The organism is Pseudoalteromonas aliena SW19 (assembly GCF_014905615.1).
GTDB lineage: Bacteria > Pseudomonadota > Gammaproteobacteria > Enterobacterales > Alteromonadaceae > Pseudoalteromonas > Pseudoalteromonas aliena.
Genome location: NZ_AQGU01000025.1, coordinates 598038 through 623990 on the forward strand (window position 1 = coordinate 598038; position 25953 = coordinate 623990).

Below are 25953 nucleotides of genomic sequence, written 5' to 3' on the forward strand. Positions count from 1 at the left end.
TAATGGCATTATCAATATCTAGATTAAAAATTATAGCAAAAACAATCGATGGTGATTATGGCGTAGATATACCTTTTGAAAAAGGACTGTTTATTCTTAGGTTAGATAATTCACATGGAAAATCTACGTGTATTAACGCTATTGCTTATGCATTAGGTATGGAGAAATCTTTAGGTTTGGGGAGTGCTAAGTTACCTTTCCCTCCATCATTAACTAAAGCTATTGAAGATAAAAATGGTAGTGAGCATTTAATTATTAAATCCTCTGTACTATTAGAAATAGAAAATAAATCAGGTGATGTAAGTACTTTATCAAGACAAATAATTGGATCTGATGAAGAGAACATTATACATCAATACGACTCAAAAATTGATGAGATAAATCAACATTCACACCAAAAATTATTTTTGCATAGAGAAGGTGATACAACTAGACCATTAGGCTTTTTTAAATGGTTGGATACTTTTATTAGTTGGAATCTTCCGTTGGTGCCAAATTTTGACGGTAAGGAAATTCCACTTTATCCGTCTACATTTTTCCCTACGTGGTTTATCGAACAAAAAAAGGGCTGGTCATCAATTCAATCAACTACACCTACATTTTTAAAAATCAAAGAAGTAAAAAAAAGAGCCTTAGAATTCATTTTGAACCTTGATGTTAATGATAATGTTAAGAAAAGGGCAAAATTAAAAGTTGATATTGATTCCGCGTTAAATACATGGCGAATAACATATAAAAAGTCTGAGTTATTAGCAGCTAGAGTGTTAGGGCAAATTCGAGGTGTTACAGAGCTACCTGAAGCAAAGTTTGATCAATATAAAGTCGATATTGCTGTTAAAAACAACGATAAGTGGCTTTCTATTCAAGATGTCGCTGAAACTGTTGAAAATGAATTGTTCGAATTTAATAAAAAAATAGAAACTATCAGTTCAACATTAGATGATAATGTTCAAGACAAAATAGATAGAAAAGAACTTAAATTGAGAGAGTTTGATGGCAAATATACTGAATTAGATACTGAAATTTCCTTTTTAAATCAACAAATTTATTCAACGGAAATCCGTATATCGAGCCTTATTGAAGATCAACGGAAATATGAAGATTTAAAAAAAGTTGGTGAACTAAATGTTTTTGGTAATACGAAACTAAATGATGCAGACTGCCCAACGTGTGGTCAAGAGTATTCTCAAAACCTTATCGATTTAGATTCGTCGTCTTCTGTTATGAGTGTTGATGAAAGTCTTGAATTTATTAAGCAACAAATTAAAGCATTCAAAAATGTATCAGACAGTTATAAATTTCAAAAAAGAACGAAATCTGTTGAGCTAGGTTCAATTAAATCAAATTTAAATGAAATAAGAAAATCCTTGCGTAAACTTAGAGAGTCAGTAGTTCAGCCTGACATCTCTCTTTATGAAGAGAATTTAAGATATAAAATTAAATTAGAAAATGACGTTGAATTATATAAAGATACTATTAAGTCTTTAGTCGAACTTAGGCTTGAATTAGATGCAATACATCGGAAGCACTCATCTTTATGTAAGCAGCGACGAAACTTACCTGAAAGTGTTCTATCTCCAGAAGATACTAAAAAAATTAAAACATTAGAGACTTACTTAAGAAGTCTCTTAACCGATTATGGCTTTTCAAGTTTTAAGCCTGAGAAGCTTGATATATCGAGAGAAACTTATTTACCTACTCGTGAAGGGTTTGATATTGGTTTTGATACATCGGCAAGTGATGGGATCAGAATTATTTGGAGTTATTTACTAAGTTTATTTAAGTTAAGTAACGAATTTGATACTAATCATCCGAAACTAGTAGTTTTTGATGAACCTCGTCAACAAGAAGCTAATAAGTTTAGTTTTACTACTTTACTTAAGTCAGCATCGGATATTTGTAATAATGGAGGGCAAGTCATACTTGCAACATCTGAAGAATCTTCCGTTATTATAGAGTCATTACAAGGTGTTAATTTCAACATGTTCTCGTCTGAAAAAGAAGACGGTAAGATCATTCGAAAACTTAAGATAAAATAAAAATTTAATTTTTATTTTATCTATTAAACTATGTGTTAAAGCACATTGAGTTATCAATAGCCGATTGCATCACGCTTTTAGGAATGCCTTTGGCCCAATAGCTATTAGCAATAAAGTTATAAATAACATTAAAGTTAAGTTTGCTTTTGTCTGTGCTAATTGAGTAATCACTAATGTTTACTGTCATAAGTTAATAGTCTTTTTATCAATGTTTTTATAAGCGTTTCTATAAATAGTCTTTAACGTTCCTATAGCCTATAAATAATCTTTAACGTTTTTTAACTGTTTATCGTGTACTCTTGAAAGTACTAATAGCGAGCAAATAGCCCCAAATAACGCCAGTCCCATATCTGATTGGGTATCCCACACGTAACCTTGCGTACCTAAAAATGCCTCTGCGTTTTCGCCGCTTAACACTGCAACCCACCACTCTATTAATTCGTAAAACGCGCTAAATGCTAAACATACCGAAATAACAAAAGTGATTAACCAGCCTCGACCATTTACTACCTTTTTGCGCAGTAAAATTTCGCGTGCTAGTAGTGCAGGTACAAACCCTTGAAAAAAGTGCCCTACTTTGTCGTAGTTATTACGCTCGCTATGTAGTGGTCAACTAATTTTGGCCACAGTTTTAGAATCTTGATATCTAACCTCAGATTCATTTGGCGCTAAACCAGCATTATAATGATGTGGCCTAACATTATTGTAATATCCATTTATGTAATCGCTCACGCTATATTTAGAGTCTATAAAGTTTCCATATCCAACCTTTGGCATCCATTCTGTCTTAAAACTTCTAAAAAATCGCTCCATTGGCGCATTATCCCAACAATTTCCACGTCTACTCATACTTTGTGTGATTTTATAGCGCCATAAACGTTGGCGGTACTTCAAGCTTGTATAGTGGCTTCCTTGGTCTGAGTGAAACATCAATCCACTTGGCTTACCTCTGCTTTCATACGCGAGTTCAAGCGCTTTTAGCGTTAAATTAGTATCTGGCGACAACGACATTGCCCAGCCAACCACTTTACGTGCAAATAAATCAATAACGACGGCTAAATAAGCCCAGCGATTGCCTGTCCAAATATACGTCACATCACCGCACCACACGGTATCTGGTTCAACAACATCAAACTGTCTATCAAGCAGATTTGGGATTTCAAGGTGTTCATTACCACCGCGTTTATATGAATGTTGAGGTACTTGGCAGCTTTCAAGCTTTAATTTAACCATTAGCTTAGCTGCACGATAACGGCTCAATTCAAAATCATTGTTCGTTGCTATCGCTGCGATTGTCCGTGCACCTGCTGAACCACCACTCATCGCATGTATTGCTTTTACTTCAGCCTCTAACCTTACTTGCTCAGGTGTCGGCGTTGTATCGCGTATGGCCCAGTATTTATAGCTGCTGCGATGCACATTGAATACGCTGCATAGCACACTAATTGGATAACGCTCTCGTTGATTCAATTTCTCAATTAATGAGAATTGTTCAGGGAGTCGGACATCAAGAGAGCGGTAGCCTTTTTTAATATATCCTTTTCTAATTCAATGCGTTGGATTTGTTTTTTAAGTTCACGGATTTCAATTTGTTCGGGCGTCATTGGTGAAGCTAAAGGTGTCTGACCATTACGTTCTAGCTTTAATTGAGTAACCCACTTACTGACGGTTGATTTACCCACCCCCATCGCTTTTGCTGCGTCTTCTTGCGTATAACCTTGGTCTACTACAAGCTGAGCCGTTTCTAATTTAATTGCCGCTGAATATGTTGCGCGTTTTAATTTCGTCATTTTTTTACCCAAATTTGTATGCTTATTAGCATAACATTTCTTTCTTAATGGGTGGCCAAAATCACTGTACCACTACACTACCAAATAGGTTATCGAAAAAAGGGACTTCGGCGTAGGTGTAATGCCCGCCAATCATCAGCAAAATGCAATGCGCTAAAATAAATGTATATAAAATAGGGGTAAGTTTAAAGTGGCTATAGGTACTTGCTAGCAGCACTACACCAATAATTGCAGGGATAACTTCAAGCAGCCATGTAAATTGATCTTTTGGGTTAATACCAGAGTAAATTAATGCAATAAAAAACAGGCTCAGCCATAAATACTTCATTTAGAATCCTTTTCTAAATTGATCAAATTTACGGCATTTACGCCTTTGAAATAAACGACGCTACCTATAGTTTGTTTTTGCCGTTAAGCGGTTAAACAGAGTTGGAAAAAAGCGCTTAATTGTGGGCGCCCAACCACTTAAACCTTTGCCAATAATCACTTCGTCTTTTTTATTACTAATGGCACGAATCATTTTTGTAGCAGCCACGCTTACATCCATGCCATTTTCTATCGACTTTTCTGGTTTATTTTGCGCGATGCCTTGCTCGTTTAGTGAGTTATGTGCAATCGCTGTTTTAATAGAACCTGGGCAAATTGTTAAACAATGAATGTTATGTTGTGCTACTTCTGCACGTAGGCAATCCATAAAACCAACAACCGCATATTTAGAGCCCGAATAACCCGTTCTAAATTTTGAACCTACTTTACCCGCCACACTACTAATAGACACAATTGAGCCACTGCGCCTTGCCACCATAGCAGGCAATACAGCTTTAGTAAGTGCAATTAAACCAAAGTAATTAACCTCCATTAATTGGCGATACACGTTAAAGTCGTTTTCTAAAAATAAGCTACGCTGCGATACGCCGCCGTTATTAATTAAAATATCAATTGCAGGAAGCTCGCTCATTTTTACTGTTACTGTACTCAGTACATGCTCTGGCTGGGCTAAGTCCAGCGGTACAACCAAGTGCCCCCCGCCTTTAAGGGTTGCTTTTAAATCGTTTAGTTTATCTACATTGCGCGCCGATAAAATTACGCGCGCTCCAAGCTCGGCAAATTGTATAGCAAGCTCTTTACCAATACCTGATGATGCGCCGGTGATCCACACGGTTTTATTATTATATTGCATATGTTATTTGCCCTTTTATTGTTATTTATTAGCTTTTAATAAGGTCTGGTAAAATACTCTACGCCTTTGTAGGCCCTGCTATTGCGTTTACTTCATCTTCTAATTTTTTATAAAAACCCATTAAAAATAGTAGCTCAACAGTTACGTACAAAGGGCCAATAATTAAACCAATTAGGTCATCTACAAACGCCGGTTTTTTACCTTCGTAATAATGTCCAATAAACTGCAGTACCCAGCCAAATACAAACACACCGACACCAATACCCAACCAAGGCCAAAACGCCATTGCCGCGATAGGCTGAGCACCAATAAGGAGTAAAGTGAGTATCACGGCCATAATAAAGCCAAGCGAAAAGCTCAGCATAAAATAATAAACAACTGACGCTAATACAAAAAGTTGTGCACCATCAATGACAAAATTATCAATTAGAAAACTTCCCACAGGTATTTGGATACGTGCAAGTAGGCACAGTGCAGCAAATACAATGAGCGGAATACCAAAAAAGTGGGTCAATACATTGCGTTTAGAACGATGGTATAAACCATATTTACCAAGTTGTTGTTGAAGTGTTTTCATTGTTGAACCCTGCTTTATTTTTATATAAAGTTAACTTTAGCAAATATCAGTACAACAACAATGTCAGGTACCCGACATTAAGTAACCTGAACTCTGGATAATAAATCTATCTCCAGCAGCTATTATCAGCGCTAACTGCGTTGAACTTACTTGCAATAGGCTAGGTTAAATAAATTAAACCAATGCAGAAATTATCTTACCCCGTTCATGCTGCGGTTGCATATCCATTCGGTCCCTACCCTGCTTATATTCTTGCTCAAGCATTTTTTCAAGTTCGTTGATTTTATCGTTAATTATGTCAAGATCAGCGCCTTGCCCTTGTAATTCTTTAGAAAGATCTTCTATTGCTTCTTTTAATTTATCTATTTTTTCTTTATTTATACCCAAACGCTGGTAAACAATTGCTTCTTGCGCACGTTCTAAAAACGTTTGCTCTTTAGGTGTAGCGTTCATTCCGTTAACATCACTTGCTTTTTTACTAGTAGGGCCATTAATTGCCGCTACTTCGCTTGGGCTTGCCGTTTTAGTTATACTAGCGTAGCTATTGTTACTGTACTGATTTGCAAAGGTTATAGATGTCATTAGCCAAATCCATTGTTGCGTTTCAGCTTGTGTAGCAATTTTGGTTCCAACTAATAAAAATACTAAACCTATTTAAGCTTGCCAGTGCGCACGTGTAATTTTTGCTTATCTAAAATGGTAATGCGTTGATACCCTAAACTAATGGCTTGTAGATCAACGAGTCGTTGCAGTATTTGATTAATAGTTTGGCGAGTTAGATAGGTCATATCAGCAAGTTGCTGCTGGGATAATACAAGCGGCGTTAAATGCTCTGTATGCTCACTCAGCATTAAAAGTCGATTGCATACCTTTTGCTCAGCGCTTAATAATGCGTGATCTTCCATAGAGGTAAACATAAGGCGTAACTTTTGCGCCAGCAATAAACCAAACTCTTGCCAATATTGTGGCTGTTCATTTAACAATTGTTCAAGCGCACGCTGGGGTACATAAAAAAGTACCACATCGGTTTGCGCATATACGTCGTGCGTACGTAGGCCGCCATCAAACAACGTGACTTCGCCAAACCACAGCGGTGTTTCAATAAAGCTGAGTACAGCTTCCTTTCCTTCATTGCTTACACCACTAATACGAACCACGCCGCTCAGTACGGCATAAATACCGTTATGCTTATCGCCTCGCAAAAATAGTGACTGTTGGGCTTTAAGTGAACGCGTTTTGCCTTGAGTTAATAAAAAGTTTTTTAAATACTGGCTGCGGCTTTTAAACCAATGCCCTTGTTCAATAACGCTTTGCTGTTGTGGAGTCATAATTTTAAATCTCTTAACCAGAGTGCCAGTTACTCTACTTTAAATTTAACTTATGTAATTCATTACGTACCCATTGCGTATCTAAATATTGTTCTACGTGCTGCTGCGCAAACTTTAAAAAATTACGTGCCGCATGCGATATGTGCCTGTCGGTGCGCATTACAAAATACCAATGACTCGCTAAATGGGTGTCGGTTACGTTTAAAATTTTAAAGCTTGTATCATCTTTTGCAAGTACATGGCGTGATAAAACTGCAATACCCATGCCTGACGCTACCGCTACCCGTATTGCTTCATTACTGGCCATTTGTACGGAGTCATTTAGCACTAATCCTCGGCTTTGTAACTCGCTTTCAAATAACATCCGTGTTGCTGAACCATTTTCTCGTAGTAAAAAGCGATACTGCATTAGCTCAGCTAATTTAACAGCTTTTACGTGAGCTAATGGATGACTTAAGGGCACTATAAATTCCAGCGGATTATGCAAAAAACGAGCAGCTTGTGCGTGTTCAAGCGACGGCGGATGACTAAATACATAAATATCATCCTCCCCTCGCTCAAATCTATCAAGTACCTCTGCCCTGTTGCCTATTTCAAGAGGGAGTTCAACATGCGGATGTAAATTACTATAAGGACCTAGCAATTTTGGTAAAATATATTGCGCTGTATTAACCATGGCAATTTTACAACGGCCGCGCGATCCACCATTAAGCTCGGTTAAGAAGTCTTGATAGTCTTCAAAATGCCCAAACACCTGCTGGCAGGTTTTAAATAACGCAAACCCAGCATCAGTAACATGTAACTTTTGTTGCTGCATAAGCACTAGTGGCTCACCCACGGCCTCTTGTAATCGTTTTATTTGCAGCGATACGGTTGGCTGCGTTAAATGTAAACGCCTTGCGCTTTCGCTAATTGAGCCAGTTTTTACTACGCTCATAAATACTTCAAGTAACCTAAATGAGATATGCCGTAAATCCAAAATCACCTCCATAGATATTTATCTATACATGTGCATTGTTTATTTTATTATTTACTATACAAAGTTTTATCTACAATAGCGCCTCTTAATTTATGATTTAGTAAGGAACACCTGTGCCAGATATTGTTGTTATGTTTTTTATTTTAGGATTAGTAGCGGGTATTTTACGTTCTGATCTTGCTATTCCAAAAGCAACCTACGAAACCTTAAGCCTATTGCTCATGTTAACAATCGGTCTTAAAGGCGGTATGGTACTGCACGGTAATCTAAGCTGGCAACTGCTACCCGAAATGGGCTCGGTAATGTTACTTGGTGCACTTATTCCTCTTATGCTTTATCCAATTTTAAAATACGTAATTAAACTCTCTGTTGCTAATAGCGCAAGTATTGCCGCACATTACGGCTCAGTAAGTGCAGGTACCTTTGCGGTAGCGCTTGCGTATGCCGAGACAGCTCAATTAGTAGTCGGTGCAGAAGTAACTCTGTATTTAGTGATGCTAGAACTCCCTGCAATCATCGTTGGTTTACTGCTTTACAGAAGGCTTGATAAAGAAAACAGCCAAAAGAGTGAACTGTCGTTAAAAGCGCTTTGGCATGAAACACTTACTAACAAAAGTGTCATTTTGCTCGTAGGCGGTGTCGTTATCGGCATGATGTACGGCACGGTGCAAGGCAGCCAAGTAACCAGCCTCTTAACCAGCAGCTTTAAGGTCGTACTTGCGTTATTTTTACTGGAGATGGGTTTAGTCGCAGCACAAACTCTACGCCCTATTCCCTGGAAACAGTGGAAACTAGCAGTATTTGCTATTATCACGCCATTATTTTTAGGCACGATTGGCGTAATGGTAGGCACACTTTTAAATTTAGAGTTAGGGTCGGTAGTTATATTGGGAAGTTTGGTAGCAAGCGCTTCTTATATAGCAGCTCCCGCTGCTATAAAGGCAGCCATTCCTAAAGCCGATATTGGCCTTGCTATGCTCAGTTCTCTAGGCGTTACTTTTCCGTTTAATGTTATTGTTGGTATTGGTTTATACCACCAGCTCGCAGTAGCAATGCAGTAAACGAACAAATCAGTATTAACAATTAAAATTTATTACTTTAAAGCTGTTAAGCCCATTTTATACGGAATTAACAGCGAAATTTAAAAGGTCATTTATAGTCAATACAATGGTTACTTAATCGTTAATTTTTTATGCGGGCTTAAAAAAAACATCTTTTTCCAGCCTTGATTTTGCGTTGTAAAAAGCCACGGCATGGGCACTAATGATAAAATAGAATAATGCACATGGGGCTGTTTCCCCGCAGCATTTCCAGTATCGCCAAGTAAACCAATTTGACTGTTTATGCTCACTGTATCGCCAGCACTTACACTGTACTCATTTAAATGTGCAAAATAATGCACGCGCCATTTAGGCCCAAGTACAGCAACCGCTTTACCTCCTCGGCTTAACTCACCTGCAAATATAACAACACCGCTTGTAGAGGCAACTACGGGTGTATTTTTTGTACCAAAAATATCAATCCCTTTATGCACACCCGATTTACCCCAAGGCTCATACCAAAACGTATTATGGTTCCAATCTTTAGCGGTTGCCCCTTGTACCGGTATCATTATTTTTTCAGGAATTAGTAAGCCTATAATTAGTAAAGCTACAGCTCCAATTAAAATCCACTTAAGTACTTTCAATGTTCTCTCCCTGATATTTAAATCGCTAATACATTTAGTATACAGTGGCAAATTATTAACCATCATAGCTGAACGCATTCTGAGTACAATTTAACCTGAACTCTGGTTAGAGAAAAAAATTAAAATATCACCATGGTTCAATAGTTTAGAAAATAAATTAACCAAAGTTTAGGTTAATTTAAAGTATGTTATATGAGTTAGATGTGCAAAATAAAAACGCTGGCTAATGTTTATCAGCCAGCGTTTTATTGTTTATATAATATTTAAAGGCTAAGCCTCAATATTGTTTATATATTTAGTAATTATTTATTTTTTATCTTTTTCTAAACGTTTTTTAAGACTCAGCGCAGCATCAGCGGCTAATAAACGCATAAATTCAGAACCATTACTTTGCTCGCCTTGGCCTGCACCTATTACAATTTCAGGCACTAAACGGCTATTGCCTAAACTTGTAAATAAAGCAGTTTGAATTTTAACTTCTGCTTTTAGCGTTTCATCAAATACATACTTAGGATCAAGTGCCGCAGACTTAGCTCTTAAACGAGCTTCAGCTAAAACGTCCATACCTAATGCTTCTAAGCGTTGTTGTTTTAAAATTTCTTCTTGCTCTTTTGCCAACTCGGCTTTAACAGCAACACGTTGTTGCGCAGAAATAATGGCATTTGCCTTAATTCGTTCAGCATCAATTTGCTCTTTAATTTTTAGCTTTTCAGATTCAGCACGTTGCTTAGCGATGGCTTGCTCACCTAAAGCAACTTCGGTACGTGCTTGTTGCTCTGCTTTTTTAAGGTTTTGACGCGCTAGCGCTTCATCAGCAGCAGCTTGCTTTTGCGCCTCAAGGCGAGCATTTACTTTGCTCTCATAATCAATATCAATAATGCTGGCATCAACAACGGTAATACCGTAAGCGCCCAAAATAGGGGCATTGCGAAGTGTGTTACCTTCATCGTCCATTTTAATATTAATAGTGACACGTTGTTGCTTACTTAAATTACCCAAATCATCAGATTTATCACGCTCACCCGTGCTAATAATTTGTTCGGTAACAAAAATACCGTTAGTTAATTGATCAGCAAAATCTTGGCTTAATTGACCATTACCACCAGAGTAGTGTTGCTCTACCGACATCATACGCGCCGATGCTTTTACGTTTTCTGTAGTTGCACGCATTAATAAATTAGAGATTAACGTTTCTTGTGAACCAAATTCTTCATGAATTTTAAGTAAACCACGCAAAGCACCTGATTCAGCTGCAGGCACATTACCTGGTAATCTAAAACGCGATACACCGCGTGCGCCACCTGTTGTGGTATCTAAAAACCGAATAGGAATGAGCGGGACAATTGCACTTGCTGTTGCATTTGCGTCACCGGTAAAGTTAATCGAAATCACTTTTTTATAGGCCGATGTAGTACCAAACGCTTTTAAATAAGGGCCAGCCTGATTTATTACTGTTAAATTGCCAGTAAAAGCCGACTGATGAACTAAGCGTTCATCGGCTTCATTCCATGAAATAACTTGCGATGTGAGTGTTGCGATTACCGCTAACACAATAACAATTGATGAAACTAAAATTACATTTCGACGACCAAATCGACTCATAAATGAATCACTTTTTACTGCTGGAACCGCTTTTTTCTCGCTATCCATTTTTATTACTCTCCATGTTTAATTTCTTTTTAACAAAGTAAATGATTTCCTGCTCACTCAAGTGCGCGCAAAAACTGCCTGAACGATGTAGTTCAACAAATGTTGCGAGGATTTCTTCTTTACTTTTAATGGTTTTATCTTGGTTTTCTTGCGTTTGATTTTTTTCTGTTAGCTGAGTGATTAGCTCATCCACTATCGTATCTTTATCAAACAGTACATTGTATTCTTTTGATTTTCTTACTCGGCTTTTACATGTATTACTGTAGATTACATAAAGCGCCACGCACAAAATAATAACAAGTGTACTCAAGCTAATAATATAAAAAATCATAAGATCTACTTAAATTGGTTGAAATATTTAGCTATCCATAACATGTGTAAACATACACAAGTGTTAAGCTAATAATTTTACAGTAAAGTTAAGTAAAAAGCAGATTAAAGAGCGTTTAATATATAAAGTGGAGTTTAGGGCGTAATTTAAAGCCGAAATAAACGAATGTTCTTGGTTATATTAAACGACTTACCTTTCTTGATGCGCACCTCAAATTTAATAGCACTATTTTCATAAATGTATGGCTTGTGCTTTGATTAAATGTCTACTGAGCATATTTTTAATAAGTGATAATCTTTGTCTAACTATTTAAACAAAAAATAAAAACATTTGTTTAAAACGCTATTTTAATAAGCCACTTTCAGTAATCCGTGCGCAATAGCACTTGGAAGCCAAAACATCAAACGCGCCAATAAGTCGCCTTTGTCTAAGCCACTTACTCTTGAAGTAATATCAATACAGTTTGATAAAAGCGGCTCTTGCTGACACACCTTTAAAAACTCAAACTGCCAAGATTCGAGCGCTAATGAACTTAACGTGTAATTAATCCGTGAAAAAGCAATAAAACTTAGCTCAGCCATAGGCATAGCGTATTCATCGTTTGATTCTAGTTTTTGCATCAGTGGTAAAAGTGGGTACGCTAACTTAACTAACCGTAAACATGATGGTGTGCGTACAGTAAGCGATTGCTGTAATAGTGAAAAAAAATCTAATGTTACGTTTTCTTCTTGCTCCACTTCAAATCCCTTGGCTAAAGAGACTTCTGCTTTCGCTCTTTCAATACGAGCAATTTCTGCAGGTAAAGAATAAAACGCTTCCTCCTCAATACTGCAAAATCCGCCTGGCCGTGTTTTTTCAAGGAACAGAGCAAAACCACCGCCTAAATCATACAGACTCGAATTTTTAGAAGGGAGCGTAACAATGTAAGCTTTTGCAAAATCTGCAAAAACAGTTTCTCCCATGAACTTCTCAAGGAATGGGTATTCGGCTTTAAGGCATTCTACTAAACGCATAACGTAACCAGCTGCGTATATATTTAATCGCCGGTAAAAAGTCGATTTTTCGTTATTTTGATTCAACAAATTCAATGGTAAATTAGCTTGTTGTGAAGCCTTTATAACTTTCTGTTTAAGGTTTCCACGAACAACTAACATCGTCATCATCCATTGTTGTGTTTGTTTTAATGTTACTTCATTCATATTAATGGCTTAACTCTGTATCGTTAACGAACAATAGGTGTTGAAAGCACCATAGCGTTGTCTGTTGCACTATAAAGCTCTCCGTTACTCGGTATAACACCCGCCAATACCGAACGAGCTTTGTTCAGCTCCGTTATCAATGTTGGAAAATCAGGTATATTTGCATCCCATTCGAGTAATGTAGCTACATTATTACCAGCAAGAGACTGGGCAAGCTGATATAGATGCCATACTTTTTCAGGAACGGGGCTGTCGTGTGTATCAATAAGGCAATCCCCCATTAATGTAGGCCCAGCAAGGTGCATTTGCACTATATGCTTGTGAGGAAGGTTTTTAATAAATGTTTCGGGATCATAACCATGATTATAAGATGACACGTACACATTATTCACATCCAACAATAAACCACAGCCAGTTTGACTTACGATCGCTGATAAAAAATCCCACTCAGTGAAAGTGTTTTGTTCAAATTCTAAGTAACTAGAAGGATTTTCGAGTATTAACGGGCGTTGCAAAAAATCTTGCACGTAATGTATTCTCGACACAACATGTTGCAAACTTTCTGCGGTTAACGGCATTGGCAAAAGGTCATGGCTATTAACACCCATTGCGCCTGTCCAGCAAAGATGATCGGAAACCCATTCGGGCTCTATTTCATGAGCAAGTATTTTTAGTTTTTCAAGGTATGACAAATTTAAAGGATCTGTACTGCCAATATTCATTGACACGCCATGCATGACTATCGGCTTTTTAGCGCGTATTTTTTCTAATACATGGCGAGCATAGCCATAGTTATCTATAAAGTTTTCACTAATGACTTCAAACCAATCAAGTGCCCAGTCATCTTCATTCATAAGATAAGGAAAGTGCTGTGTCCTTAATCCAACTCCAAACCCCAACGGCTCTAAATTAAGCATGTTTTTCGTCAAAATATTCGATCCTTATAAAAGTAGTAATACCTATATGCTTAAATATAAGGTCTATTTAACAATAAGAAAGTTGCACTATAACAAGACAAAATTTTATACCTATTTGTTCTAAATAAGAATTTTAACAGCCTTATGGAGTGATTTAATTCGTTAAATTGTTCAAATACTTATGTAAATTGGTATTAGGCCCCATAAAGGAGCCTACGGTTTATAACTGTATAATAGTGTACTTAAGCGATTGCACTAATTTTGTTATTGCAAAAATGGCTTAAGTTGAAGGCGGTAATACCAAACGAATATCAGATGGTGTCGGCGGTGAAGGGATATGAATAGATTTATTATGGCCACTGCCCTGCGCTTTCACTAAACCTTTTGCTGCACAGTAGCTACGCCACGCAACGTCGTAAACGGCTTCACCAGGTTGATAAGGCATAGAGTTTTTTTCAACAACTGCAGGAGGTAACATATCTCTGGCAACTAATTCCGGCCATTTGATTTTTTCTGCATGAAAGTTTGGTGCATCACCAAATTTATACAGTTGCATTTCGTAATTTTCATCACTTTGCGTAGGGTAAAGTTGTGATGCTGAAATTGGCACTGCACAGCCCCCGAAACTACCGCATAAATTATCGGCTGGTGCACTTTTAAGCCCCGCTGCTGCAGAACTACTGCAATTGCCACCACCCGTCGCGCTTTGTACAAAACCACAACCACCTTGTGTTTTACAGTCATTCGATCCTTTACAACTATGGTATGCCAATTCACTAGCACACGCATTCTTATCATCACCACTACTTTCATCTATCGCCATGCCTTGACACGCATGATATAACTGATGTTTTTGTTGATTTTCAATGCCTGTAACTAGATCAGGACAACGGCCCGTAACAGCCCAGCAAATCGAAACACGATCTCCTGAACCACCCATCGCAGGCGATGGGAATTGTGACTTAGGATCAGCCCAATATTTGTTCAGTGATGTTGTAATGCCTTTAATGGTACCCACAGCAGAAGAGCTAAAAATAGTAAACGTATTATCTATTTCTGACGCTGATCCTAGTCGATTTAAGGCCTCTGCAATATCAGTAGTTTTAGGTAAATTAGGCGCTTCGTCACTACCAAGCATGGAAGCTTTCCAAGGTTTGTTTAAGTTATTTTTATGCCATACATCCCAAGTAATATAATCATCTTTAGCAATCAAGCTTTTAACCTCGTCGAATAGTTCAAAATGGTCTTTACCACCATTGTCAAAGCGTGCTTGAGCCGAACCTGATGCAGCCATTGTAGGGTTTCCTTGATCATCATAGCCTGGATAATCTTTAATTAAGCCCTCTTTACTCGGCTGAAACTTAGATTGCACGGTACCAAGCATACCCGCTTTTTTTATTTGAGCTTTTTGAAACGAAACCGCCCAAGGCTCAGTTACCCAACGCTCTATAATCGTTTTAACCACATCATCACCTTCACCTTGGTCGGTAATCGCATTAATGTTATTAATGAGCTGTAGTTTTACGTTATTCAAATCTTTAGTTGCACTTTCTATCTCAGTTTGAATACCTGGATACTGCTTAGCTTCTCTAGGTGGGGCATTATTAAATTGATCTCGCTGTAAACTATTATCTTCTGGAGATGAAATTAAATGCGATAATAAATGACTCCCATCAGAATACGTTATTTCTAAATAATCCCAATAACACAAATACATATGACCAATAGAGCCAAATAATGGTAAATCAGTTTCTCCCATACTCGATGAAAACCAATTAAATGGCGCAGCTTCAAAATACTTAGTTCCCACATCACCGTTTTTTCGCTTTACTGAGGGATTAGATAACATCTCACGACCACGCTCTGCTTTTTCTTCAATCGCTAGAAAAAGATCGACCTGCGCCTCGTTCATTGCTCTGAGTTCTACAGTTAACTTACTTAAATCAGGGTCTTTGCCTTTCCAATCTGTAAAATCTAGAATATGCGGTATTTGTGTTGAACTGGGTTTATAACAATGCCAACCATAATCGTCGCTTTGCAGTGCTTTACTTGTAAAAATAGGCGTGACACCTATCGTGCTAGCCATATTAGAAGCTAACTGTAAATGCAACATCTCTTCAATAAAAACGCTATATACCTTATTAAATACATTTTCATTGGTTGTAAGTGGTTTTTTTTCAGTTGCTGGCGTTGCACCAGAGCCAGGCCACCAGCGCCCAGTGTAGAGTTTACTTCCGGCACTGTTAATTTGATGCATTCCCTGTATCGAATAAAGCGATACCATATAAAGCGGAATAGTGAATAGCTCAACATTTACAGTCGCCTGAGCAATTGCTTTTACGCAGGCTAAATCGGCTTCGAGGTAACTAATGTCACGGTTTTTAAGTTTGAGTGTAGCTTCTTGCTGCATTGTAGTTTTCTCCTAGGTATTAATACCTCAAACATTCTAAAACTTAAACTATGTGGTTATAAAATGTCATAGCAAGGCATATTAATTAAAGATAACGGTAAGATAGTTAAATACAAAAAACACATAAACACGGATCATCTAAGTATTTTTAAATATGTTCCTTCTAAAATACTTTAGCGTACGGGATAAAATCTTACTATTACACCAATATTACAAGTGTTTCAGCTGAGACTTAACGCACATATAGCCATGATTTATAAACACTTTTAGTTAAAAACAAAAAACCACGGTAGGTATTAACCTAACGTGGTTTTTAATGTTGAACATTTCGCTGTTTTATTCAAAGCGCTGAAAATAGCCGCTTTAGATAGACTTATTATCCAGAGTTCAGGTTAATTAGCATTCATACTTTAAGGAAAAAACTAATTACATGCAGTCCAATCAGCGCCATTATCACTACATTCATGCAACATTGTTCCATCTTCTCTGCGAGTATCTCTAACCCATTGCCCTTCAATTGTCTTTGAAATGCGTACGTTATCTGTAGTTTTGTATTTACGCCAAAAGCTAGCATCAATAGATGTTTCGTCATCAAACTTATAAGGCATAGCAGCGAGTACGGTAACTAAATCTTGAGTGTCTAAATCAGCAGCTTTGTCTTTAACATTTACCCAATTAGATAATGTTTGAAAATCGGCATTTTCCTCTCTAAAGGCAAAGTCAGTTTGGTAAAACGCTCCCGACTCAGTATAGCTAATGCTAAAACCTCGCTCGAACGGTGTATCTAAATTAGAACTAACGCATTCATCAGCTGTTGGAAAGTTAACGGATGGGCTTGTATTATCAACGCTATAAAGCACATTACTGTTCTCAAAACTAACTTTCTCTATGCTAGAGCATCGGTAAGTACGATCGGCGTTAATGTATACATCGTCTCTAATTCTTAATTTTCCATTTAACGACTCTTCACCCCAAGGCGTATCTATTGATTGAAGTTGAGTTAAAATAAAATCAATTTTATCGAGTGCGTCTGTATTTTGAAGCTTTACTTGCTCATAAAAAAACTCAGCGCCTGCAAAAATAACTTTATCGCGGTACCATGCATTTTCAAACCCATACTCATCATCTTTTGCTGTGTCTTGGTAAATCACTGCTCTTACTTCTTCTGCGTCAGGAAACTGAGCATCTAGTTCCTGCTTATATTTATAGGCCGCTTTTAATCCCTTAACAATTGCTTGTGCTCTGTCGTAAGCCTCGCTATCGTTATTGGCGATAAAATCTGAGTAAATTTGCTCTGTCGACAAATTATAATGCGCAACCAAATTTTGCATAACATTTGTTATTTCGCTTTGAAGATTTGCAAGTAGCTCAATATTCTCTTTAAGTGCATCACAACTTAAATTATTGTTGCCACTTTTTTGTAATTGAAGGCTCAACTGCTCCCAAATAACGGTTGTTAAAGGTGATATATTGCGAATATCTTCACCAGTTAAAACCTCAATTGAGGGCGGAAATGACATTTGATACGCTTCGGTAACTTCACCTAAATCCTCATCCATAGCACCCACAGGCACATCAACATACATCGTTGAATATGGCACACACAACGCCTGCTCTTGTGTAAAGTTAAAACTGTAATCGCCTGATTCAGTAGATACAACTGATGGCTCACTCTCCTCATTAAGGCTACCATCTCCATTAATATCTAGCCAAACGGTTGCACCCGACACATATCCATCAATCACCTTACCAGTGAGTGCAATGGTCGTTTTTTTAACTGGATCAGGCTTTGCAGCAACCGGCTTAGGTTTTACTGCTGCCGTCTTTTCTACTGTTGCACTGCTTCCACCGCCGCCACAACCACCTAGTGCAAATGCCATAACCAATGAGATAGCAAGCTTACTTTTTTTAACCAACATATAAGTACTTCCATTTTTGTATTGTAGGATTTCCAATCTGTCTAATACCAATTCGCTTAATTAAGTGATCTATTTTGAGGTAGTAAAACCTTGCCGATAGCAAGGCAAAAATTTAGTTACTTAGTTGTTCTAAATGAGAAATTATTAACTAAGCTAGCGCCAGGTTTGGCCCCTTAAAATAATTAAGTATTATTGCGGATCGGTATAAATATCAAGCAATTAAGTTCAATGAAATAACCAATCGCTGAGCAGTTTTTTTATATCTAATTGTTGTAAAATTTTTATTAACGATTAATTACTTATGCAATAGCCACTTTTATTATTTTAGGGAATGACATACGACCACACAGTTAATACCTTTACGATGTTCATGATCATACTTACCGTCAGTGAATTCGTACCACATTATGATACAAAGTGTTAATTAAACAACCTAAATTGTTAATTTAATATTCATTTTTAGATTTTAGCTCTAAATCGTAAATAGTTTAAAAACGTTAAATACAAAAAAGCCGATGTTTGGGGTTAACCCAACATCGGCTTTTTTGTATTATTTTATAAAGTGCTTTAGTTAAGCGCCTTATAAAACGTCATGTAATAATTTTATAACGACAATTCTTCTTTAGCGCGAGTTAAATTGTGCGATACCATAGTGCTGCTAGACATTTTTGCAGCTTCATATAAATCAGCAAGGGCACCTGTGTCATTATTCGCTTTTAAACGTGCAACACCACGGTTGCTTAATGCGAATGACGTAAGCTGGCGTACTTTAAATTTAGGGCCATCAGCGTCTTTTAAAAGCGCAATTGCTTGTGTACAAATTGCTTCAGCTTCTGCATAATTTTTCGACTTAACATTCAGTGCGCAGCTGTTAAATGATTGCTCAAGTGGCTGTGGCGCAGTTGCAGTTTCAATAACCATTAATTTGTAATCACTTTGCTCAGCCATTGCAGCAGCTGAACATGTAAGTAGTGAGCTAAGAGCGATAGTTTTGATAAGTGTTTTCATGGTCGTAGTCCTGTTGGTGAAGTCGTGCTTGTTGCCGACAACTGAACTTTAGAGAATTAACACAAAAACGACAAACGATTAAAACAAACCTAATGAGTGAATAAATCTAACCTATAGACTTTAGTCTAATGCCAAACTACTCATTTACAGTAATTGGTATTTATACAATCAACAACCAAACCCACACCTCATTTAGTACGTTCAAGCAGTTTAACTACTTGGGCTACAACCATTTCTGGCTCATCATTTTGTGGGTAGTGATAACTTTTATTTGTTATTACTATTTCACCTTGAGGAAAGGCATTAGCCCACTTTGAGTGTAAGTCGCCCCACATTTCACGCGCTTTGTCGGTAAAAAATAATACCGATGGATTTTTATACTTTTTAACTGAGGCGATAACAGTTACGGGTATATCAACAATTAGTGGATAATCTGGCAGCGGGCGTTTTGCCCAAAAATCTAAATACTGATTCGACATTCCATTTTTCATATCGTCGAGCTTTATGGCTGCAATTTCTTTTTCAGCGCGTGGCAAATCAATCGCGCGCATAATATCTACATCGTGCTCCGATCCAGGCTCAATCAACATCAACGCTTTAACCTGATTAGGGTATGTTGCAGCAAATACACGTGCAATATAAGCACCATAAGAATGCGCAACATACACAACAGGCTCTTCTATTTTCAGTGTTTTGAGTAATAATAAAGCTTCTGCTGCATATTCTTCTGAGCTATAGTTTTTCTTTATTTGTGCAGAGCCGCCATTACCGATACGAGAATACCGTATAACTCTAGCGTGTTGAATCAGTGATTCAAAAACCGGATCCCAATCACTTAAACCAGCAGAACCGCCCGCTTCAAGTAAAATAGTATGTTTACCTTTACCAGCTAGCTCGTATTCAACGTCAAAGCCATTTACTTGAACTTTAGCCAGTTCAGCTAAAGCACTAGTAGATATAAAAAGTGAGTAGAGTAATGTTATTTTTAACTTTAATTTCATTGTATTAGGTAGATTTTTCTTTTATTAAATTAACTGATTTTTTAAGTTAGTACATGCCTTTAGTATCTGCCTTAAATATTCTTGGCTATTAACTCTGCTTTTAGCAAACCACCTTTAGTAAGTAACTTAGGAGCGAAACTTGGGTTACGTTTAGATTTGTAAGCATCAAGTATTAACTTAAGACCATGCGCTTCTAACAATGAGATATTTACTTCAGTATCCATTTCGGCGGACTCAATGAAATCATCTGAAAAGCTGGGCGCGATTATCAACACTTGTGCAACTCGTTTACCCTGGTTTTCTGCGCGAGTTACATAGGCTTTTACTTGCCGCGACGTTGTTGAATATTTGGCGAAATCTCCATTTTTACAGGTTTTTGCTTCACCTATAATTATGTCGTTATCACTTAGTGAAATTACGATATCTGCTTTATCTTTAGCAGTATTTAAATCTTTACGAAGGTCCTCGTCGATATTTAGCTCTAGTAGTTCAAAAATTGCTTTTGTGACTTCTTCAAACTTAACACCAATATCTGCTTCTGTTACATCTGCACCAACTTCCCTAAGAGTATTGATATCACGACGCGCTAATGCGTCGTAATTTTCAATTAGTTTATCGGTCGCATTAGCAAAGCTTTCTAAAATAGCAAAACGCGCATTACCACGTTTAGATAGCCCCATACTATCTCGAACTTCTCTTACTTCATCATTTGAAAGTAAATATAAAATATCATGAGGTGTGATACTCAAGGCACGTAATTTTTCAGTATCTATTATTTCATTAGCTTCAAGCTCAAATGCTTCTTTAAGCACTACTTGCATTGTTGGAAAATGTTCTTCTAATGTTTTTAGAAGCTGCTTAAATCCACTAGCGCTGAGGGAATCAAACTCCTTTTCTGTTGCACCTGATAGCGATGATAGTATTAAACTAATACGCTCATCTAAAGTAGTGCCAAGTTTTTCAGTGTCAATTTCTAAGTCTTGAATTAACTGTTTTAAGCGCTCTTTACGTTGATTTTGATTATCTTCAAGACTGTGAATATCATCTGATAGTAATCTAGCTGCGCTAAGCCCTGAATGAATAATTGTTTGAATCTTATCAGTTCGGCTTACGCCTCTTATTTTACGACCATGCGCTTTAAGTGCATTTGAAAGCTCAGCGTCAGTAAGAGTTCTGAGGATTCTTAATATATATTTATCGGCTAAATCTTTCCCTTGAATTTCATTAAGTAAAGTTACTATTTCATCTGGAATGAACACTTCTTGGCGTTTTTTACTTATAAACAATAACCCCATGTCCCTCAGACTATTTAAAGCATCCAGCACTCCATTTTTAGGAATAACATCGACTAAATGCTCTACAGCAGCGCATTCATCTGTTGTTAAATTCAACTCATCTGCAAGCACATTCAGAATGCTGCGCTCATCGTCAGTTACTTTAGCATCGCGATTATTCTTTTCATCATTAAAGTATGCTTCTTTCATGCATGCATGATAAATTTTCAAGGCCCGATTTCTTTCTAAAATGCTTTCAGTTGAATTTTGTTGAATATAATCTTTAAGCTCTTTTGAGAGCCTTGATAACTCAGCCCACTCTTTCTCATAAAGCGATTCAATCCAGCTAATTCGAGCAACTCCATTCCCGTCACGACTCAAAATATTAACTAGCAAGTTGAGTTGTGCTGTACTCATTAATATTTGATCTTTTACAGAGCATTTAAAAAAATCTCTGACCGTATGGAATAATTGGGTAATTTCGCTACCAGATGCGTTTTTAATTTGACCGTCAATGTTGTCTATTGTTTTAGCTAGTTTTTTATTATTCTTAGCAGCATCAGAACAAAGGCGGTCGAGACACGAAATGAATTTAGATTTTTCGACTTGGTTAACAATTGATAAAACTTGATTGAGTTTCATTTTTACAGAGTCCTTTCATATAATATGATTACAAATGTAACAGTTAATTTTATTCGCAGCAATAAAGCCCACTTTTGAATTACTTAATTAAGTATAGGTAAGCTCTAGCCCTCAAAATTCAAAAAGCCTAACTAACACCTCATTTCTCACCCAAACCTATAAACTCCCTCGCCCATATGCCATAATCTAAATAATTCATTATTTTAGTAACTTGGCGCGTATTTAGACGCTTTTAAGTTAACTACTCAGGGTTTTCAGCATGGCATATCAAGAGCAAAATCAAGCAACAATCTACTGGTACGACTTTGAGACTTGGGGGGCGACCCCCCAAAAAGATAAACCCAGCCAGTTTGCGGGTCTTCGTACCGATCTTGATTTAAATATTATTGGCGAGCCGCTTATTGAATATTGTAAGCCGCAAGCGGATTACTTGCCTCACCCTGAGGCGTGTTTAATTACGGGTATTACGCCACAAGTGGCGATGAAAAAAGGCTTGGTTGAGGCTGAGTTTATAGCAAAAATTCATGCCGAATTTAGCGTGCCAAACACCTGTGTTGCCGGTTATAACAGTATTCGGTTTGATGACGAAGTAAGCCGTTATAGCTTTTACCGTAATTTTTACGACCCATACGAGCGCGAATACAAAAATAACAATAGCCGCTGGGATATTATTGATTTGGTCCGTGCTTGTTACGCACTGCGCCCTGAAGGCATTGAATGGCCGTTAAAAGAAGACGGCAGCCCAAGCTTTAAGCTAGAGCATTTAACTGTCGCCAATGGTATTGAACACGCCGCTGCGCACGACGCGCTAAGCGATGTAACCGCCACTATTGCACTGGCTAAACTAATAAAAGAAAAGCAGCCAAAGCTGTATAACTTCTTTTTTGGGCTGCGTGGCAAAAAAGCCCTTGCTGAATTGGTTGATGTATTTAACATGACGCCGCTGGTGCATACCACGTCGCGCATACCTGCAACACAAGGCTGTACAAGCTGGGTTGCACCTATGAGCTTTCATCCGGTAAATAAAAACGCGGTTATTTGTTTTGATTTAACCCAAAATCCGCAAGTACTCATTGATTTAAACGTAGAAGAATTACGCAAACGCTTATACACCAAACGTGTAGATTTAGCCGAGGACGACTTACCTGTTGGCTTAAAACTAGTGCATTTAAACAAGTGCCCTATTTTAGCCCCAGCTAAAACATTATTGCCTGAAAACGCCGCCCGTTTGGGGATTGATCGCGAGCAGTGCTTAGCTAACTTAGCTATTTTAAAAGCCAATACCGACCTTCGCGATAAAGTAACCGAAGTGTTTAACGAGCAAGGTGATTACAGCGCAACCACTAACGTTGACTACTTACTTTACGATGGATTTACAAGCCATGCCGACAAGGCTAAGTTTGCAATTATTCGTGATGCAAAACCAGATGAGTTAGCCGGATTGAACTTAGACTTTGAAGATAAAAAGTTTAATACGTTGTTGTTTAGATACCGCGCCCGTAACTGGCCTGAAACGCTAAACCAGCAAGAGCTTGACCAATGGCGCCAGTATTGCCAAAACAAGTTAATGCACGGGGAAGATCAACCGTCGATTAATGCACAAGATTTTATGATCACCCTTGAAAACCTAGCGCATGAACATGACGACAGCGAAAAAAATCTTACAATTTTAAAGGCGCTATATAACTACGCACAAAGCATGTAATTCGGTGTAGACGTAGAGCTTGCTCACGTGAAAAGCGCAGCTTTTAATATCTTTATCATTTTAAAAACTACGTTTTTATACGCAAGCAAGCTTTGCGTCTACAAGTAAAAATCACAGCTACACTTTGGCGGTAGACGTCGAGCTTGCTCACGTAAAAAGTGCGGCTTTTAATATCTTTATCATTTTAAAAACTGCGTTTTTATACGCCAGCAAGCTTAGCGTCTACAAGTAAAAATCACAGCTACACTTTGGCGGTAGACGTCGAGCTTGCTCACGTGAAAAGCGCAGCTTTTAATATCTTTATCATTTTAAAAACTGCGTTTTTATACGCCAGCAAGCTTAGCGTCTACAAGTAAAAATCACAGCTACACTTTGGCGGTAGACGTCGAGCTTGCTCACGTGAAAAGCGCAGCTTTTAATATCTTTATCATTTTAAAAACTACGTTTTTATACGCAAGCAAGCTTCGCGTCTACAAGTAAAAATCATAACTACACTTTGGCAGTAGACGTCGAGCTTGCTCACGTGAAAAGCGCGGCTTTTAATATCTTGACCATTTTAAAAACTACGTTTTTATACGCAAGTAAGCTTGGCGTCTACAAGTAAAAATCACAGCTACACTTTGGCGGTAGACGTCGAGCTTGCTCACGTGAAAAGCGCAGCTTTTAATGTCTTTATCATTTTAAAAACTGTGTTTTTATACGCAAGCAAGATCGGCGTCTACAGCGTTACTTTTTATGTAATGCTTCAATACGTGCTAACAAGCTCGAGGTGTCGTATCTGCCGCCGCCAAGTGCTTGCACATCGGCGTAGTATTGATCGACCGTTGCGGTCATTGGCAGTGTTGCGCCGTTGTTTTTAGCTTCATCGAGCGCAATGCCTAAATCTTTACGCATCCAATCTACGGCAAAACCAAACTCATATTCCCCTGCCCACATTGTTTTGTAGCGGTTTTCCATTTGCCACGAACCGGCTGCGCCTTTAGATATTGTCTCTATTACTTTTTCACCATCAAGCCCTGCTTGTTTGGCAAAATGTAAGCCTTCGGCTAACCCTTGCACTGCGCCCGCAATACAAATTTGATTAACCATTTTGCATAATTGACCCGAGCCAACGCCGCCTAGTAATTGACTAAAACGGCTAAACGCCGCCATAAGTGGCTGCACTTTAGCAAATACGGCTTCACTACCACCCGCCATAACCGTTAATACGCCATTTTCGGCGCCAGCTTGCCCGCCCGAAACTGGTGCATCTATAAAGTCGATATTTTGTAGTTCAGCTTTTGCAGCCACTTCGCGTGCTACTTCGGCAGAGGTTGTAGTGTGATCAACCAAAACAGTGTGCGGCAGCATGCCTGCTAACACGCCGTCGTCGCCATACACTACTGAGCGTAAGTCGTCATCGTTACCAACACACATAAATACGATGTCGGCATTGCTGGCAGCTTCGCGCGGGGTGGGTGCAAAGCTTCCTGAATGTTCTGCAGTCCACGCTTGTGCTTTAGCTTGCGTGCGGTTATAAACGCATACGCTGTGCCCTGCTTTTGCTAAATGCCCCGCCATTGGGTAACCCATTACGCCTAAACCTATAAATGCGACTTTCATTGACATAAAAATGACCTATTTAACTGATAACTTAGAAACTAGGCCTCGATTATGTCAACCGGCTGATAAAAAAGCGAATGAAAGTCTTTATAAAATTTCCTTGATTGGAAAGGTAAGCAGGTAACCTATGGACAGTATTTATCAATTCAATGCACCACTTTACAACAGCGAAAATTTTTCTCTTAGCCAGCTACAGGGAAAAACCATCCTTATTGTGAATACAGCAAGTAAATGTAATTTTTCAGTGCAATTAAGTGCGCTTGAAAGGCTGTATCAACAATATAAAAACAGCGGATTTACCGTATTGGCATTTCCATGCAATCAATTTGGTCAAAATGAGCCCCTTGATAACTTAGCGATTAAAGACTTTTATCAAGCACAATTTGGTGTGTCGTTTGAAATATTTGGTAAGGTTATGGTAAACGGACCTGAAACCCATCCGTTGTTTAATTATTTGAAATCGCATACGCGCGGTATTTCACAAAACCGTGCTGTTAAATGGAACTTCACTAAGTTCTTAATTAACTCGCAAGGACAACTTGTAGCACGTTACGCACCCCGCACCAAGCCAGAAACGCTCAAGCAAGTCATCGAAAGCAATTTACATCAAGCAGGGAAATTAAGCGCAGCAAAAAATGAAAAAAAACCATCCGCTTCAATTCCTTTATTCACTTCGCTTAAGGCTTAATACCAACAGAGTTAATTAGGCACATTT

At 38.0% G+C, this 25953-nt stretch carries 22 protein-coding genes and 2 pseudogenes; 4 read left to right on the forward strand and 20 right to left on the reverse strand.

Translation table 11 applies throughout. The annotated features are described in order from the left end of the window. Positions 1–2: 2 nt before the first annotated feature. Positions 3–2039: a hypothetical protein gene (locus PALI_RS08250; protein ID WP_193155538.1), complete on the forward strand. Its 2037-nt coding sequence runs from the start codon at positions 3–5 to the stop codon at positions 2037–2039. 28 nt (positions 2040–2067) lie between these two features. Here the strand turns inward: PALI_RS08250 and PALI_RS08255 are convergent, their stop codons facing one another. The 9 genes and pseudogenes from PALI_RS08255 to PALI_RS08295 all read right to left on the reverse strand — a co-directional run bounded on the left by PALI_RS08255 (position 2068) and on the right by PALI_RS08295 (position 7893). Beyond that, a complete protein-coding gene (locus tag PALI_RS08255; RefSeq protein WP_226894520.1) occupies positions 2068–2226 on the reverse strand; it encodes a hypothetical protein in 159 nt (52 codons plus the stop codon). A gap of 68 nt (positions 2227–2294) precedes the next feature. Further along, positions 2295–2639: pseudogene (locus PALI_RS08260) on the reverse strand (DUF2238 domain-containing protein); the annotation flags it as partial. Positions 2640–2648: 9 nt separating this feature from the next. After that, positions 2649–3829 (reverse strand): IS3 family transposase gene (locus PALI_RS08265; protein ID WP_193155539.1). Its coding sequence is split into 2 segments (ribosomal slippage): positions 2649–3571 and positions 3571–3829, totalling 1182 coding nucleotides; the frame shifts between segments, so codons are not numbered across the junction. A gap of 76 nt (positions 3830–3905) precedes the next feature. After that, positions 3906–4157 (reverse strand): annotated as a pseudogene (locus tag PALI_RS08270) (DUF2238 domain-containing protein); the annotation flags it as partial. A 60-nt stretch (positions 4158–4217) separates the two neighbouring features. Further along, positions 4218–5009: an SDR family oxidoreductase gene (locus tag PALI_RS08275; protein ID WP_193155540.1), complete on the reverse strand. Its 792-nt coding sequence runs from the start codon at positions 5007–5009 to the stop codon at positions 4218–4220. A gap of 58 nt (positions 5010–5067) precedes the next feature. After that, the gene (locus PALI_RS08280) at positions 5068–5586 is read right to left on the reverse strand and encodes an Mpo1 family 2-hydroxy fatty acid dioxygenase (protein ID WP_182702574.1); all 519 of its coding nucleotides are present in this window, start codon (positions 5584–5586) and stop codon (positions 5068–5070) included. Positions 5587–5760: 174 nt separating this feature from the next. Continuing rightward, a complete protein-coding gene (locus tag PALI_RS08285; protein ID WP_193155541.1) occupies positions 5761–6168 on the reverse strand; it encodes a hypothetical protein in 408 nt (135 codons plus the stop codon). Positions 6169–6236: 68 nt separating this feature from the next. Then, the gene (locus tag PALI_RS08290; protein WP_193155542.1) at positions 6237–6914 is read right to left on the reverse strand and encodes a Crp/Fnr family transcriptional regulator; all 678 of its coding nucleotides are present in this window, start codon (positions 6912–6914) and stop codon (positions 6237–6239) included. 34 nt (positions 6915–6948) lie between these two features. Further along, on the reverse strand, positions 6949–7893 hold the full coding sequence (locus PALI_RS08295) for a LysR family transcriptional regulator (RefSeq protein WP_193155543.1): 945 nt from the start codon (positions 7891–7893) through the stop codon (positions 6949–6951). A 113-nt stretch (positions 7894–8006) separates the two neighbouring features. Between PALI_RS08295 and PALI_RS08300 the strand changes: the two genes are divergently transcribed. Beyond that, the gene (locus tag PALI_RS08300; protein WP_077538136.1) at positions 8007–8954 is read left to right on the forward strand and encodes a sodium-dependent bicarbonate transport family permease; all 948 of its coding nucleotides are present in this window, start codon (positions 8007–8009) and stop codon (positions 8952–8954) included. Positions 8955–9064: 110 nt separating this feature from the next. On the opposite strand, the gene PALI_RS08305 is transcribed toward PALI_RS08300, so the two are convergent. The 10 genes from PALI_RS08305 to PALI_RS08350 form a co-directional block, all read right to left on the reverse strand. Beyond that, positions 9065–9580, reverse strand: coding sequence for a M23 family metallopeptidase (locus PALI_RS08305; protein WP_193155544.1), 516 nt, complete (start codon positions 9578–9580; stop codon positions 9065–9067). 306 nt (positions 9581–9886) lie between these two features. Further along, the gene (locus tag PALI_RS08310) at positions 9887–11230 is read right to left on the reverse strand and encodes an SPFH domain-containing protein (RefSeq protein WP_077538138.1); all 1344 of its coding nucleotides are present in this window, start codon (positions 11228–11230) and stop codon (positions 9887–9889) included. Further along, positions 11223–11561, reverse strand: coding sequence for a methanolan biosynthesis protein EpsI (locus tag PALI_RS08315; RefSeq protein WP_193155545.1), 339 nt, complete (start codon positions 11559–11561; stop codon positions 11223–11225). Before PALI_RS08315 ends, PALI_RS08310 begins: the two co-directional genes overlap by 8 nt. 347 nt (positions 11562–11908) lie before the next feature. Further along, positions 11909–12760, reverse strand: a complete 852-nt coding sequence (locus PALI_RS08320) for an HvfC/BufC N-terminal domain-containing protein (RefSeq protein WP_193155546.1) — start codon at positions 12758–12760, stop codon at positions 11909–11911. Positions 12761–12783: 23 nt separating this feature from the next. Then, entirely contained in the window at positions 12784–13689 is a 906-nt protein-coding gene (gene bufB, locus PALI_RS08325) for an MNIO family bufferin maturase (RefSeq protein WP_226894521.1), read from the reverse strand. Positions 13690–13957: 268 nt separating this feature from the next. Then, on the reverse strand, positions 13958–16087 hold the full coding sequence (locus PALI_RS08330; protein WP_193155547.1) for a ferritin-like domain-containing protein: 2130 nt from the start codon (positions 16085–16087) through the stop codon (positions 13958–13960). Positions 16088–16509: 422 nt separating this feature from the next. Further along, positions 16510–18006: a hypothetical protein gene (locus PALI_RS08335; protein ID WP_193155548.1), complete on the reverse strand. Its 1497-nt coding sequence runs from the start codon at positions 18004–18006 to the stop codon at positions 16510–16512. Between the two features lie 603 nt (positions 18007–18609). Continuing rightward, on the reverse strand, positions 18610–19014 hold the full coding sequence (locus PALI_RS08340; protein ID WP_193155549.1) for a hypothetical protein: 405 nt from the start codon (positions 19012–19014) through the stop codon (positions 18610–18612). 188 nt (positions 19015–19202) lie between these two features. Beyond that, positions 19203–20015: an alpha/beta fold hydrolase gene (locus PALI_RS08345; RefSeq protein WP_193155550.1), complete on the reverse strand. Its 813-nt coding sequence runs from the start codon at positions 20013–20015 to the stop codon at positions 19203–19205. A 71-nt stretch (positions 20016–20086) separates the two neighbouring features. Then, positions 20087–21931, reverse strand: coding sequence for a hypothetical protein (locus PALI_RS08350; protein ID WP_182703446.1), 1845 nt, complete (start codon positions 21929–21931; stop codon positions 20087–20089). A 259-nt stretch (positions 21932–22190) separates the two neighbouring features. On the opposite strand from PALI_RS08350, the gene sbcB reads away from it, so the two are divergent. Then, complete coding sequence (gene sbcB / locus PALI_RS08355) at positions 22191–23636, forward strand: exodeoxyribonuclease I (RefSeq protein WP_193155551.1); 1446 nt, start codon at positions 22191–22193, stop codon at positions 23634–23636. A 726-nt stretch (positions 23637–24362) separates the two neighbouring features. Here the strand turns inward: sbcB and PALI_RS08360 are convergent. Further along, the gene (locus tag PALI_RS08360) at positions 24363–25244 is read right to left on the reverse strand and encodes an NAD(P)-dependent oxidoreductase (protein WP_193155552.1); all 882 of its coding nucleotides are present in this window, start codon (positions 25242–25244) and stop codon (positions 24363–24365) included. A gap of 121 nt (positions 25245–25365) precedes the next feature. Between PALI_RS08360 and PALI_RS08365 the strand changes: the two genes are divergently transcribed. After that, complete coding sequence (locus tag PALI_RS08365) at positions 25366–25926, forward strand: glutathione peroxidase (protein ID WP_193155553.1); 561 nt, start codon at positions 25366–25368, stop codon at positions 25924–25926. Positions 25927–25953 lie beyond the last annotated feature (27 nt).